The following is an 11,772-nucleotide window of genomic DNA, read 5'->3' on the forward strand; positions in this document are numbered from 1 at the left end:
ATCGGGCAATCTGGCGTTTGCTATCAGTTCTGATTCCCTCATCAAGAACATCCCTGTCCTGATTCCTTACTGAAAAACTACTCTTCTTCCACCGCTAACTGCGCGAATCCGCCATTCCCTTCCCAGCCTTCCAGTCGTTGATAAACGGTTTCTACCGCATCTTTAATCGGCTGGGTCATCGGGTAGTAAAAGCCGACGATATCCGGCTGGATGCCGAGGAAAATCACTTCGCCAATGTCTTCTTTCAACTGGTCGATAAGGTAGTTCAACGGCATGTTATGGGTAGTCATCATAAACATCTCGGCGATGTCATCCGGGTCGATGATGCGGATCTCGCCGGGGTTTAGCCCCATATCCGTGGCGTCGACAATCAGCAGCCGCGTAGGGCGCAGTTCACGGATGGCGACGATGTCGTTTTCCGGTGCACTACCGCCGTCAATCACCACCCAGTGACCTTTCGGCGCGGCGGCGCACTTTTCCGCCAGTAGCGGGCCTGCGCCATCATCGCCCATCATGCTATTGCCAACACAGAGTAAAACGTCAGTCACGCAATCTCCTCACCATCAAATAGATGGCGTTTTCCTGATGAATATCATGCAACATACTTAACAGCATTGTACTCCATTCTTTCTGCTGCGAAGTTTGCGCTGCCCGGGCTTTATCGAATGCGTTGGCCAACATCGGCACATGGTTAATGTCGATGACAATCTCACCATATTTCGGCACGCCTTCCATTTTGCGGCGGGCTTCGCTGCCCGCCTCCAGAGTGGCAATCCATGCCAGATATTCATCCCACGGACAGGTGAGCGCCGCTTCCAGGCAATCGATAACCCCAAGGTGGTGACCAATCGCCAGGCTGTAATAGACCACCTGCTGCGCCTCGGCGGGCGTGGCATCGTTCTCATCAATAAATTTACGGCTCAGTTGACTGAACACCACCTTTTCACTCATCGGATACGCGCCTCTTCAACAACATGATTCAGATGGCTGACAATCTCGTTCAGACGCGGATCGTTTTCCGCTTCCAGCCAGCGTGCAACCTGCTCTTCGCCCTGCCCTAACTGTGTCAGGAAGTCATCGGCAATCTGGCGACCGTAACGGTAACCCGCCAGGCGGCGTGCTTCGCGATCCACTTTCACGCGCAGCGGCTGCACCATATCGCCATGCAGAATTTCTGCCGGTTGTTCATCCTGCTCACCCGGGCCACGGGCGTGAATTTTCTGCTCCAGCAGGCCGAGCGCCATTGCAAAGCCGTACAGCGTGGCGGCAGGCGTTGGCGGGCAGCCAGGGATGTAGACATCTACCGGGACGATTTTATCCGTACCGCCCCACACGCAGTAGAGATCGTGGAAGATCCCGCCACTGTTACCGCAGGCACCGTAGGAGATACAGATTTTCGGGTCCGGCGCGGACTGCCACGCACGCAGCGCAGGGGATCGCATTGCACGGGTGACCGCGCCGGTAAACAGTAAAATATCCGCATGACGCGGTGAAGGAACGACTTTAATGCCGAAGCGTTCTGCATCAAACAGCGGCGAAAGCGTGGCGAAAATTTCGATTTCGCAGCCGTTGCAGCCGCCGCAGTCCACGCGGTAAACGTAGGCAGAACGTTTGATTTTTTTCAGTAACGACGCCTTCATGCTGGCGATGGATTCATCCACCGTCATCGGGACCGGAATGCCGTTGGCGTCACGGGGGCCTAATAAATTGCTCATCAGATGGCCTCTTTCATATGGCGAGTCAGTTCAATACGGTCGGACGGCACCAGGCATTTCTGGCGCTTACATTCCGGGCAAGTCTCAAAGCTTTCGCGGTGGTTTTCCGCGCGGCTGTCGCCGTTGTGCTTAAGCAGCGCAATGGCGTAGTCGATCTCTTTCTGAACGGCAAAAGGACGATTGCAGACGCGGCAGTTGCACAGCGCGAAGCGGGACTGTTGCAGGAAGTCTTCTTTCTTCCACACCGCCAGTTCGTACTCTTGCGACAGTTTGATCGCCGCCGTCGGGCAAACTTCTTCGCAGCGTCCACAGAAGATGCAGCGCCCGAGATTAAACTCCCAGGCCAGCTCTCCTGTGGCGATGTCAGTTTCAACTGTTAAGGCGTTTGACGGGCAGGCATTGACGCAGGCCGCGCAGCCGATGCACTGCTGCGGGTTCTGCTCTGGCTTACCACGGAAGTTTTTATCAACCGCAATCGGCTCCAGCGGATAAGACGAGGTCGCCGTGCCGGTTTTGATAACTTTTTTGATAAAGGTAAACATGGCGATTCCTTATTTCAGCGGCGAGTTTTTACGCTCAATGCTGTAGCGCTCGAGTTCTTTGTACGGCACCACTTTGCTCTTCTTCTTACGCACATCGACCACCGTCATGCGGTCGGTACAGGAGTAGCAAGGGTCCAGGCTACCGATAATCAGCGGCGCATCGGAAACGGTGTTGCCGCGCAGCATGTAGCGCAGGGTCGGCCAGTTCGCGTAGGTCGCCGCACGGCAGCGCCAGCGGTACAGCTTCTGGTTGTCGCCGGTCATGCTCCAGTGGATATCATCGCCGCGCGGCGCTTCGGCAAAGCCCAGCGCAAAACGGTGCGGAATATAGGTAAAACCTTCTACCATCAACGGACCGCCCGGCAGGTTATCCAGACCGTAGTCGATCATGTTCAGCGCGGTATAAACTTCGTTGATACGCACTTTCAGGCGCGAAATAACGTCGCAGCCCTGCTCGCTGTGGACTTCCATTGGCAGCAGGCCATAACCAACAAACGGGTGATCGGCACGGGTATCGCGAGCGTGTCCGCTGGCGCGGACCATCGGGCCAACGTTACTGAAGTCGCGGGCAATTTCCGGGTCCAGACGACCAATGCCGACGGTGCGCTGTTCCATGTTCGGTGTGCTCAGCAGCACATCCACCAGCTCCTGCACTTCACGACGCATCTGTTGTGCCAGCTGGCGGGTCTGGATCATGTCGTCTTTCAGCAGATCGCGACGAATCCCGCCGATCAGGTTCAGGCCGTAGGTTTTACGTGCACCGGTAAGGATCTCTGCCATTTTCATGGAGGTTTCACGCACGCGGAAGAACTGCATAAAGCCGGAGTCGAAGCCGGTAAAGTGACAGGCGAGGCCGAGGTTGAGCAGATGCGAGTGCAGGCGTTCTACCTCCAGCAGAATGGCGCGGATCATCTGCGCACGTTCTGGCACCTGAATACCCATCGCGTTTTCCACCGACGTGGTGTAGGCGGTGCTGTGAGCAAAGCCGCAGATCCCGCACACACGGTCAGAGAGGAAGGTCACTTCGTTGTAACCCATGCGGGTTTCCGCCAGTTTTTCCATGCCGCGATGGACATAGAACAGGCGGTAGTCGGCGTCGATAATGTTTTCGCCATCGACGAACAGACGGAAGTGACCCGGTTCGTCGGAAGTGACGTGCAGCGGACCAATCGGCACGACGTTGTTTTTCTTGTCGCCCAGTTCGTTGATGAACTCGTAGGTTTCAGCATCGGTAGTCGGTGCCGGACGTTGACGATAATCCATGCTGTCTTTACGCAGCGGATAAAGTTCATCCGGCCAGTCATCCGGCAGCACCAGACGACGTTCATCCGGCAGCCCTACCGGAATCAAACCGTACATATCGCGCACTTCACGCTCGCCCCATACCGCCGCCGGAACGCGCGGCGTTACGGACGGATATTCCGGTTTGTTGGCGTCAACTTCAACGCGCACGGTTATCCAGCATTTGGTGCCCTTCTCCATCGACAGCACGTAATAAACGGCGTAATGACCATTCAGTTTGCGTTCGTCGTTACCAAACAGCACCGACAGCCAGCCACCCTGCTTGTAATAGAGAAACTCCACTACTTCCGGCAGATAGTTCACCTTTACGGTGACAGTCAGCTGATCTTTGGTCTGCCAGGCGTGGTCCAGCACGACGCCCGGAAATGCCTCATTCAGCGCGGCGAGATAATGTTGACCTAATTTTTCTTCAGACATGCTCAAACTCTCTTTAATCACGCCGCCAGCAAGGAGACGAACGCTAAAAATGCAAAGCCAAACCCAGCCCAGGTAATGCGCGGAGTAATATCAAGACGCAGACGGGCCATGCTGTTTTCGAACAGCGCGATAACCAGGACGCCGACCACCAGTTTGACGATGGCAATCACCAGCGCCAGCAGCAGCCCACCGACGGTGAAGGTTTCCATTTGTCCCCACGGAATAAACACCCCGACGAACATCTGCAACACCACCAGCTGTTTCAGGCTGATACCCCATTTCATGACGCCAAAGCCGCTGCCGCTATACTCAGAGAGCGGACCTTCCTGCAACTCCTGCTCGGCTTCCGCCAGGTCGAACGGCAGTTTGCCCATTTCGATAAAGGTGGCGAATGCACAGGCACAAAGCGCCAGCACCAGCGGGATGCTCTGGCTCAGCGGCCAGTGATAAACGGTGTCGGTGATGTTGCTGATGTTGGTGGAACCGGCAACCTGCGCCGCAACCCACAGACCAAGCAGCAGCATCGGTTCGACCAGCACGCCAAGCATCGCTTCACGGCTCGCGCCGATAGCGGTAAACGGGCTACCGGTATCCAGACCAGAAATGGCAAAGAAGAAACGCGCGATGGCAAAGAGATACAGTAAAGTGATCAAATCGCCCAGCTGCGGCAGCGGAGAACCAACGGTCACCACCGGCAGCGCAGTAGCGATAGTCAGCATGACGCCCACCATCACATACGGCGTCAGGCGGAACACCCAGCCGGAGGCATCCGGGCCAACGCTCTGGCGACCCAGCAGTTTGATAATGTCGCGATACTCCTGCAACACGCCCGGCCCGCGACGGTTATGCAAGCGGGCGCGCGCCACGCGGGTTATACCGGAGAGCAGCGGCGCAACGGCAAATAACACCAGCGCCTGAATTAACGGATATAAAACACTCATTCTCAGGCTCCTCGTGAAACAATAATCACCACCAGTACCGCCAGTTCAACCAGCGCCATCCGGCGGAACAGCAACGCACTCCCCTCGCACTGCCAGCCCGGTACCAGCGACACCGGATTCAGCCATTTGCGCAGTTTCAGCACTGGCGCAAACGCCTGTTTCACCGGCATGGCAAAACCGTGAGCAGTAATCACCATTGATTTTTCATGGTCGTAGCCGCACACCCAGGCCGCGCCGCGGGAACGCGACGGCAAACGATCGCCTTTGCAAATCGCCATAATGATGAATGGCAGCAGCGGGCAGGCAATCAGCAGCAACGTGATCATGGGTTGAGAAACGGTGGTGTTAGCAGGCTCCAGCGGCAGAGGTACAGCAGCAGAGAGCATCGGCAGCAGCCACGGCGCAGCAACACCGCCAATTACGCAGCAAATCGCCAGTGCCACCACGCTTACGCTCATCAGGAGCGGCGCACTGGTGGCGTTTTCGGCTTCTTTGGTACGCGGCGCGCCGAGGAACGTGACGCCATAGACTTTCGCCATACACATCACCGCCAGCGCACCGGTAATTGCCAGACCCACAGCGAGCAGCGGCCCCAGCAGACGGGCAACAAACGCGCCACTATTGCTCAGTTTGAAGAAGGATTGATAGATAACCCATTCCCCGGCAAACCCGTTCAGCGGCGGCAGCGCAGCCATTGCCATCAGCCCGACTAACATGGCGATGGAGATAACCGGCATTTTCTTGCCAATACCACCGAGTTTTTCGATATCGCGATGACCGGTACGGAACCAGACACTCCCCGCCCCGAGGAAAAGTACGCTTTTGAACAGGCTATGGTTAAGCAGATGGTACAGACCACCGACCAGGCCAAGAGCAATCAGCGCCGGTTGTTCGAGCGCGATACCCGTTACGCCAGCGCCCAGCCCCAGCAGGATAATGCCGATATTCTCCAGGGTGTGGTAAGCCAGCAAACGTTGGATATTATGTTCCATCAACGCATACAGACCGCCGACAAACGCGGTGATCATACCGAGCACCAGCAGCGCGATCCCCCACCACAGCGGTGCATTACCGCCCAGCAGTGACAGGGTTAAAATGCCCAGCAGGCCAATTTTCATGACTACCGTGGAAAACAACGCGGCAGCTGGCGCAGAGGCGTTAGCATGTGCCTGCGGCACCCAGCCGTGCAGCGGAATAATCCCGGCCAGCAGGCCAAAACCAATCACACCGAGCAGCCAGATATCGGAACCGAGCGGCAGCTGTTGCATACGCATATCCAGCAGGCGCAGATCCAGCGTGCCGTAACGCTGCCACAGCAGCCAACAGGCAATCGCCAGCAGCAGAGTGCCAAGACGCCCCAGCGCAAACCACAGTTTGCCCTCTTTGCTGTTGCTGGTAAGGAACACCGCGCACAGGGCCATGATTTCGGCCATTACCACGAACATGCCGAGGTTGCTGGCAATGACGGCGCAGACGGCGGCAGCCATCAACATATTGATCTGCAAGCCGTTGCACTTCACCTGCGCGTGGCGATGCCAGTCAATGTTATAGAGGCTGACAAACAGACCGCACAGACCGAGCGTAATCAGCCAAATCGCGTTAAGCGGAGAGATTTGCACATCGTAGCTTACCAGCGACAGCGCACCGCTCACGCCAACCGCGCCAGTCAGTACAGTGAAGCCCGCGGCTGCCGTATACAGACTACCCACCGCGCCGCCAATTCCGGCTATCCAGCCGCTTAGCGCCTTTTGAAAAGAAAAGAGAAATGCCAGAACAGCGGCGGCGACAAACCACGCCACGCCGCTATTGATCAGGGAAATTGCGCTCATTTAGCCTCTCCACTTTGAGCCTGCTGAAACAAGGTGAGATCGCCAAAGTCCGTGTTAAAGGTCAGCTCACGCTTACGTTTGCTAACGCGGGCGATATCGGTGTTATCCACCAGATGCAGGGCTTTAGTCGGGCACATCCGCACGCAGGCCGGACCTTGTTCATCAAAACTGCAAAGGTCACATTTGACGGCGATCGCGCGAATACCTGGCACCCAGTCAAGCAATGTGCTGACACGCGCCGGAGCAGGCGGTGCCGGTGGCGCTTTCGGGGTATTGGCGTTTGCCGGAATATCCAGCGGACGGCTGCCGGAAAATTCAATTGCGCCAAACGGGCAGGCGATGCCGCACAGTTTGCAGCTTACGCACAGACTTTCATTCAACTGCACGGCCCCATCAACGCGGGTGATGGCGTTAACCGGGCAAACCACCGCACAGGGCGCATCTTCACAGTGGTGACAGAGCTGCGGCGCAGATTCTTTTTCATTGAGCATCACTCGCAGGCGCGGCATTGATTGCAGGCCGTGCTGGCGATGCGTCTCTGAACAGGCGGCCTCACAGGTGTGGCAGCCGATACAGAGCGTGGAGTCAGCAATTACAAAACGATTCACCAGGCATTCCTCAGGTGATTGTCATTTTTGACGAAAACATGCCGATGAAATGTCATTTTCGACACTCATCGACACGCCCATCCCCAAACAGGCGTAACGCCTGCAAAACGGGCAAAGCCTCAGCTCATGCTGCCGGGCTTTGTCCCTTTACCAGTTGGCTTAAATTCACCGGCACATTGTTTTCAATGGCGGTGTATAAGCTGTCGTAAACGCCAGCGATTTTTTCGAGATAGTGTTCCAGAACCTGTTCGCGATCGCGGATGTTGACCTTGCCATCAATCATGCCGTCAATGCTCAGTTGCGCCTGCGCAATCCGCTGTTTGTCTTCACCATCTTTTGTTTCGACGTAATACTCGATGGTGTGGCTGTTAAAGCCATCCGCCAGGGTGACGTAAATGCGAAAATGTTCAAAAAGGACGAAACAGAGTTCTTTGTCCGGCGCGCAGCTCATGGCGTGATGCAGGCGCGCTTTCGATAACGTGATCCCCTGAACCAGCGAATTGCAGTAGATGTGCCACTGGTCCTGTAGGCGACGATGCCGCTGTGCGATGTAATCGGCTTTCTCGCTTATTTCCCAAATAGTCATTGTCAGGTTACCCGTTTAACAGAGATGCCAGCTTTAAGCATTTTTTGTGCCAACTTTTAATTTATTGTTATTAAAGCGATTTTTAAGCTAAAGATGAATTTCGTCGCCGTGTCGACGTGTCATTTCGACATCATCGACATTATTCACCGCAGGGATAATCAACACTGGCACAATTATTGCTTGTAGCTGGCAATAGTTAATGGGAGGCGATATGCACGAAATAACCCTCTGCCAACGGGCACTGGAATTGATCGAACAGCAGGCCGCAAAACACGGCGCAAAACGCGTAACTGGGGTCTGGCTCAAAATTGGCGCATTTTCTTGTGTCGAAACCAGCTCTCTTGCCTTTTGTTTTGATCTGGTTTGCCGCGGCAGCGTGGCGGAAGGTTGTAAACTGCACCTCGAAGAACAAGAGGCCGAATGCTGGTGTGAAACATGCCAACAGTATGTGACGCTACTGACCCAGCGCGTCCGCCGCTGTCCACAGTGTCATGGTGACATGCTACAGATTGTGGCAGACGACGGTTTACAGATTCGGCGGATAGAAATAGACCAGGAGTGAGCGATGTGTACAACATGCGGTTGCGGTGAAGGCAACCTGTATATCGAGGGTGATGAACATAACCCTCATTCCGCGTTTCGTAGCGCGCCATTTGCCCCGGCGGCACGCCCGAAGATGAAAATCACCGGCATTAAAACGCCTGAATTTACCCCCAGCCAGACTGAAGAAGGCGACCTGCATTACGGTCATGGCGAAGCGGGCACTCACGCGCCGGGCATGAGCCAGCGTCGGATGCTGGAAGTCGAAATTGACGTGCTGGACAAAAATAACCGTCTGGCTGAACGCAACCGCGCGCGCTTTGCTGCCCGCAAGCAACTGGTGCTCAACCTGGTTTCCAGCCCTGGTTCCGGTAAAACCACCCTGCTGACGGAAACCTTAATGCGCCTGAAAGACAGCGTTCCGTGCGCGGTTATTGAAGGCGATCAGCAAACCGTGAACGATGCCGCACGCATTCGCGCTACCGGCACACCAGCGATTCAGGTGAATACCGGTAAAGGCTGCCATCTTGACGCACAGATGATTGCCGACGCCGCACCGCGCCTGCCACTGGACGATAACGGTATTCTGTTTATCGAAAACGTCGGCAACCTCGTGTGCCCGGCGAGCTTCGATCTCGGTGAAAAACACAAAGTGGCGGTGCTTTCCGTTACCGAAGGTGAAGACAAACCGCTGAAATATCCGCATATGTTTGCCGCAGCTTCGCTGATGCTGCTCAACAAAGTTGACTTGCTGCCGTATCTCAACTTTGACGTTGAGAAGTGCATCGCCTGCGCCCGCGAAGTCAATCCAGAAATTGAAATCATCCTTATTTCCGCCACCAGCGGCGAAGGGATGGACCAGTGGCTGAACTGGCTGGAGACACAGCGATGTGCATAGGCGTTCCCGGGCAGATCCGCACCATTGACGGCAACCAGGCGAAAGTCGACGTCTGCGGCATTCAGCGCGACGTCGATTTAACGTTAGTCGGCAGCTGCGATGAAAACGGTCAGCCACGCGTGGGCCAGTGGGTACTGGTTCACGTTGGCTTTGCCATGAGCGTAATTAATGAAGCCGAAGCGCGCGACACTCTCAACGCCTTACAAAACATGTTTGACGTTGAGCCGGATGTCGGTGCGCTGTTGTATGGCGAGGAAAAATAATGCGTTTTGTTGATGAATATCGCGCGCCGGAACAGGTGATGCAGTTAATTGAGCATCTGCGCGAACGTGCTTCACATCTCTCTTACACCGCCGAACGCCCTCTGCGGATTATGGAAGTGTGCGGTGGTCATACCCACGCCATTTTTAAATTCGGCCTCGACCAGTTGCTGCCGGAAAACGTTGAGTTTATCCACGGTCCCGGTTGCCCGGTGTGTGTACTGCCGATGGGTAGAATCGACACCTGCGTGGAGATTGCCAGCCATCCGGAAGTCATCTTCTGTACCTTTGGCGACGCCATGCGCGTGCCGGGGAAACAGGGATCGCTGTTGCAGGCAAAAGCACGCGGTGCCGATGTGCGCATCGTTTACTCGCCGATGGATGCGTTGAAACTGGCGCAGGAGAATCCAACCCGCAAAGTGGTGTTCTTCGGCTTAGGTTTTGAAACCACCATGCCGACGACGGCCATCACTCTGCAACAGGCGAAAGCGCGTGATGTGCAGAATTTTTACTTCTTCTGCCAGCATATTACGCTTATCCCGACGCTGCGCAGTTTGCTGGAAGAGCCGGATAACGGTATCGACGCGTTTCTTGCGCCCGGTCACGTTAGTATGGTTATCGGCACTGATGCCTATAATTTTATCGCCAGCGATTTTCATCGTCCGCTGGTGGTCGCTGGTTTCGAACCCCTTGATCTACTGCAAGGCGTGGTGATGCTGGTGGAGCAGAAAATAGCGGCCCACAGCAAGGTAGAGAATCAGTATCGTCGGGTGGTGCCGGATGCCGGTAACCTGCTGGCGCAACAGGCGATTGCCGATGTGTTCTGTGTCAACGGCGACAGCGAATGGCGCGGCTTAGGCGTGATTGAATCTTCTGGTGTACACCTGACGCCGGATTATCAACGATTCGATGCCGAAGCGCATTTCCGCCCGGCACCGCAGCAGGTCTGCGATGACCCGCGCGCACGTTGTGGCGAAGTATTAACGGGCAAATGTAAGCCGCATCAATGCCCGCTGTTTGGTAACACCTGTAATCCTCAAACCGCGTTTGGTGCGCTGATGGTTTCCTCCGAAGGAGCGTGCGCCGCGTGGTATCAGTATCGTCAGCAGGAGAGTGAAGCGTGAATAATATCCAACTCGCCCACGGTAGCGGCGGCCAGGCGATGCAGCAATTAATCAACAGCCTGTTTATGGAAGCCTTTGCCAACCCGTGGCTGGCAGAGCAGGAAGATCAGGCACGTCTTGATCTGGCGCAGCTGGTAGCGGAAGGCGACCGTCTGGCGTTCTCCACCGACAGTTACGTCATTGACCCGCTGTTCTTTCCTGGCGGTAATATCGGCAAGCTGGCGATTTGCGGCACAGCCAATGACGTTGCGGTCAGTGGCGCTATTCCGCGCTATCTCTCCTGTGGCTTTATCCTCGAAGAAGGATTGCCGATGGAGACACTGAAAGCCGTAGTGACCAGCATGGCAGAAACCGCCCGCGCGGCAGGCATTGCCATCGTCACTGGCGATACTAAAGTGGTGCAGCGCGGCGCGGCAGATAAACTGTTTATCAACACCGCTGGCATGGGCGCAATTCCGGCGAATATTCACTGGGGAGCACAGACGCTAACCGCAGGCGATGTATTGCTGGTTAGCGGTACACTCGGCGACCACGGGGCGACTATCCTTAACCTGCGTGAGCAGCTGGGGCTGGATGGCGAACTGGTCAGCGACTGCGCGGTGCTGACGCCGCTTATTCAGACGCTGCGTGACATTCCCGGCGTGAAAGCGCTGCGTGATGCCACCCGTGGTGGTGTGAACGCGGTAGTTCATGAGTTCGCGGCAGCCTGCGGTTGCGGTATTGAAATTTCAGAAGCGGCACTGCCGGTTAAACCTGCTGTGCGCGGCGTTTGCGAACTGCTGGGACTGGACGCCCTTAACTTTGCCAACGAAGGCAAACTGGTGATCGCCGTTGAACGCAACGCGGCAGAGCAAGTGCTGGCAGCGTTACATTCCCATCCACTGGGAAAAGACGCGGCGCTGATTGGTGAAGTGGTGGAACGTAAAGGTGTTCGTCTTGCCGGTCTGTATGGCGTGAAACGAACCCTCGATCTACCGCACGCCGAACCGCTTCCGCGTATATGCTAATAA

14 protein-coding genes are annotated in these 11,772 nt (G+C 55.8%); 5 read left to right on the forward strand and 9 right to left on the reverse strand.

The genetic code is table 11. The features are described 5' to 3' along the window. Positions 1–77 precede the first annotated feature (77 nt). From hycI to hycA, 9 genes are all read right to left on the reverse strand, one after another. Entirely contained in the window at positions 78–548 is a 471-nt protein-coding gene (gene hycI / locus ACJHXB_RS00465; RefSeq protein WP_000132947.1) for a hydrogenase maturation peptidase HycI, read from the reverse strand. Beyond that, positions 541–951, reverse strand: a complete 411-nt coding sequence (gene hycH, locus ACJHXB_RS00470; RefSeq protein WP_001291918.1) for a formate hydrogenlyase assembly protein HycH — start codon at positions 949–951, stop codon at positions 541–543. Before hycH ends, hycI begins: the two co-directional genes overlap by 8 nt. After that, positions 948–1,715: a formate hydrogenlyase subunit HycG gene (hycG, locus tag ACJHXB_RS00475; RefSeq protein WP_000067399.1), complete on the reverse strand. Its 768-nt coding sequence runs from the start codon at positions 1,713–1,715 to the stop codon at positions 948–950. Before hycG ends, hycH begins: the two co-directional genes overlap by 4 nt. Then, entirely contained in the window at positions 1,715–2,257 is a 543-nt protein-coding gene (gene hycF, locus ACJHXB_RS00480) for a formate hydrogenlyase subunit HycF (RefSeq protein ID WP_000493779.1), read from the reverse strand. Before hycF ends, hycG begins: the two co-directional genes overlap by 1 nt. Before the next feature lie 9 nt (positions 2,258–2,266). Next, positions 2,267–3,976 (reverse strand): formate hydrogenlyase subunit HycE, encoded by a 1,710-nt coding sequence (gene hycE / locus ACJHXB_RS00485; RefSeq protein ID WP_001288122.1) that lies wholly within the window; start codon positions 3,974–3,976, stop codon positions 2,267–2,269. 17 nt (positions 3,977–3,993) lie between these two features. Continuing rightward, positions 3,994–4,917: a formate hydrogenlyase subunit HycD gene (gene hycD / locus ACJHXB_RS00490; RefSeq protein WP_000115226.1), complete on the reverse strand. Its 924-nt coding sequence runs from the start codon at positions 4,915–4,917 to the stop codon at positions 3,994–3,996. A 2-nt stretch (positions 4,918–4,919) separates the two neighbouring features. Continuing rightward, positions 4,920–6,746 (reverse strand): formate hydrogenlyase subunit 3, encoded by a 1,827-nt coding sequence (gene hycC, locus ACJHXB_RS00495; protein WP_001274392.1) that lies wholly within the window; start codon positions 6,744–6,746, stop codon positions 4,920–4,922. Further along, positions 6,743–7,354 carry a formate hydrogenlyase subunit HycB gene (gene hycB, locus ACJHXB_RS00500; RefSeq protein WP_001079186.1) on the reverse strand — a complete coding sequence of 204 codons (612 nt, stop codon included), beginning with the start codon at positions 7,352–7,354 and terminating at the stop codon, positions 6,743–6,745. The genes hycC and hycB overlap by 4 nt, the downstream gene beginning before the upstream one ends. A gap of 124 nt (positions 7,355–7,478) precedes the next feature. Then, the gene (gene hycA / locus ACJHXB_RS00505) at positions 7,479–7,940 is read right to left on the reverse strand and encodes a formate hydrogenlyase regulator HycA (protein ID WP_000158056.1); all 462 of its coding nucleotides are present in this window, start codon (positions 7,938–7,940) and stop codon (positions 7,479–7,481) included. Between the two features lie 211 nt (positions 7,941–8,151). On the opposite strand from hycA, the gene hypA reads away from it, so the two are divergent. Genes hypA through hypE form a run of 5 tightly spaced genes read left to right on the forward strand, consistent with a single transcriptional unit; the run spans position 8,152 to position 11,769 of the window. Next, positions 8,152–8,502 carry a hydrogenase maturation nickel metallochaperone HypA gene (hypA, locus tag ACJHXB_RS00510; RefSeq protein ID WP_001299100.1) on the forward strand — a complete coding sequence of 117 codons (351 nt, stop codon included), beginning with the start codon at positions 8,152–8,154 and terminating at the stop codon, positions 8,500–8,502. A gap of 3 nt (positions 8,503–8,505) precedes the next feature. Further along, a complete protein-coding gene (gene hypB / locus ACJHXB_RS00515; RefSeq protein WP_000337682.1) occupies positions 8,506–9,378 on the forward strand; it encodes a hydrogenase nickel incorporation protein HypB in 873 nt (290 codons plus the stop codon). Beyond that, positions 9,369–9,641 (forward strand): hydrogenase 3 maturation protein HypC, encoded by a 273-nt coding sequence (gene hypC, locus ACJHXB_RS00520; RefSeq protein ID WP_000334883.1) that lies wholly within the window; start codon positions 9,369–9,371, stop codon positions 9,639–9,641. Before hypB ends, hypC begins: the two co-directional genes overlap by 10 nt. Then, positions 9,641–10,762, forward strand: a complete 1,122-nt coding sequence (hypD, locus tag ACJHXB_RS00525; RefSeq protein ID WP_001212973.1) for a hydrogenase formation protein HypD — start codon at positions 9,641–9,643, stop codon at positions 10,760–10,762. Before hypC ends, hypD begins: the two co-directional genes overlap by 1 nt. Further along, the gene (gene hypE, locus ACJHXB_RS00530; protein WP_001059912.1) at positions 10,759–11,769 is read left to right on the forward strand and encodes a hydrogenase maturation carbamoyl dehydratase HypE; all 1,011 of its coding nucleotides are present in this window, start codon (positions 10,759–10,761) and stop codon (positions 11,767–11,769) included. The genes hypD and hypE overlap by 4 nt, the downstream gene beginning before the upstream one ends. The last annotated feature ends 3 nt before the right edge of the window (positions 11,770–11,772 follow it).

The sequence above is a fragment of the Escherichia sp. WS3227_2 genome (assembly GCF_046486495.1).
GTDB lineage: Bacteria > Pseudomonadota > Gammaproteobacteria > Enterobacterales > Enterobacteriaceae > Escherichia > Escherichia coli.

What these genes read in the sequence shown, in the direction of transcription:
- hycH (WP_001291918.1), bottom strand. Translation starts at nt 951, where the DNA reads ATGAGTGAAAAGGTGGTGTTCAGTCAACTGAGCCGTAAATTTATTGAT.
- hycG (WP_000067399.1), bottom strand. Translation starts at nt 1,715, where the DNA reads ATGAGCAATTTATTAGGCCCCCGTGACGCCAACGGCATTCCGGTCCCG.
- hycF (WP_000493779.1), bottom strand. Translation starts at nt 2,257, where the DNA reads ATGTTTACCTTTATCAAAAAAGTTATCAAAACCGGCACGGCGACCTCG.
- hycE (WP_001288122.1), bottom strand. Translation starts at nt 3,976, where the DNA reads ATGTCTGAAGAAAAATTAGGTCAACATTATCTCGCCGCGCTGAATGAG.
- hycD (WP_000115226.1), bottom strand. Translation starts at nt 4,917, where the DNA reads ATGAGTGTTTTATATCCGTTAATTCAGGCGCTGGTGTTATTTGCCGTT.
- hycC (WP_001274392.1), bottom strand. Translation starts at nt 6,746, where the DNA reads ATGAGCGCAATTTCCCTGATCAATAGCGGCGTGGCGTGGTTTGTCGCC.
- hycA (WP_000158056.1), bottom strand. Translation starts at nt 7,940, where the DNA reads ATGACTATTTGGGAAATAAGCGAGAAAGCCGATTACATCGCACAGCGG.
- hypA (WP_001299100.1), top strand. Translation starts at nt 8,152, where the DNA reads ATGCACGAAATAACCCTCTGCCAACGGGCACTGGAATTGATCGAACAG.
- hypB (WP_000337682.1), top strand. Translation starts at nt 8,506, where the DNA reads ATGTGTACAACATGCGGTTGCGGTGAAGGCAACCTGTATATCGAGGGT.
- hypC (WP_000334883.1), top strand. Translation starts at nt 9,369, where the DNA reads ATGTGCATAGGCGTTCCCGGGCAGATCCGCACCATTGACGGCAACCAG.
- hypD (WP_001212973.1), top strand. Translation starts at nt 9,641, where the DNA reads ATGCGTTTTGTTGATGAATATCGCGCGCCGGAACAGGTGATGCAGTTA.